We start from the raw sequence: 916 nt of genomic DNA, 5'->3' as shown, positions 1-916 counted from the left end.
TGATCGACGTCGACAACACCTACGGCTTCGGCCGCTGTGGCGACGGCACCACCGCGCCGTCGTACATCAACACCTACCAGCGCGGCTCGTCCGAGTCGGTGTGGGAGACCATCCCGCAGCCGTCGTGCGACACCTTCAAGCACGGTGGCCCCAACGGTTACCTAGACCTGTTCACCAAGGACGCCTCCTACGCCAAGCAGTGGAAGTACACCAACGCACCGGACGCGGACGCCCGCGCGGTGCAGGTGGCACTGCTCGCCCAGCAATGGGCTACCGCGCAGGGCAAGGAGTCCCAGGTCGCGCCCGAGGTCGCCAAGGCCGCGAAGATGGGCGACTACCTGCGGTACGCCATGTTCGACAAGTACTTCAAGCGCATCGGCAACTGCACCAGCCCTGCCTCCTGCCCCGGCGGCACGGGCAAGAGCAGCGAGCACTACCTGATGTCCTGGTACTACGCGTGGGGCGGTGCGACCGACACGAGCGCCGGCTGGGCGTGGCGCATCGGTGACAGCGCTGCGCACCAGGGTTACCAGAACCCGTTGGCGGCACACGCGTTGGCGAACGTGCCGGCGCTCAAGCCGTTGTCCGCCACCGGGCAGCAGGACTGGGCGAAGAGCCTGGACCGGCAGATGGAGCTGCTGCAGTGGTTGCAGTCCGCCGACGGTGGTCTCGCCGGTGGTGTCACGAACAGCTGGGAGGGCCAGTACGGCACGCCTCCCGCCGGCACGCCGACGTTCTACGGCATGTACTACGACGCCCACCCGGTGTGGCGTGACCCGCCGTCGAACCGCTGGTTCGGCTTCCAGGTGTGGGGCATCGAACGCACGGCCGCGCTCTACCGGATGACCGGGGACGCCCGCGCGAAGAAGATCCTCGACAAGTGGGTGCCGTGGGCGATCGCGAACACCACCACCGG

Annotated in this window: 1 protein-coding gene; it reads left to right on the top strand. The window is 67.9% G+C overall.

Annotation, left to right across the window (positions count from 1 at the left end):
- The coding region (locus tag SK803_RS46365; RefSeq protein ID WP_319972645.1) for a glycoside hydrolase family 48 protein at positions 1-916 on the top strand (916 nt) is incomplete at both ends.

This window comes from Lentzea miocenica, from assembly GCF_033949945.1.
Classification (GTDB): Bacteria; Actinomycetota; Actinomycetes; order Mycobacteriales; family Pseudonocardiaceae; genus Lentzea; species Lentzea miocenica.
This window is presented reverse-complemented; position numbering and strand designations above follow the sequence as displayed.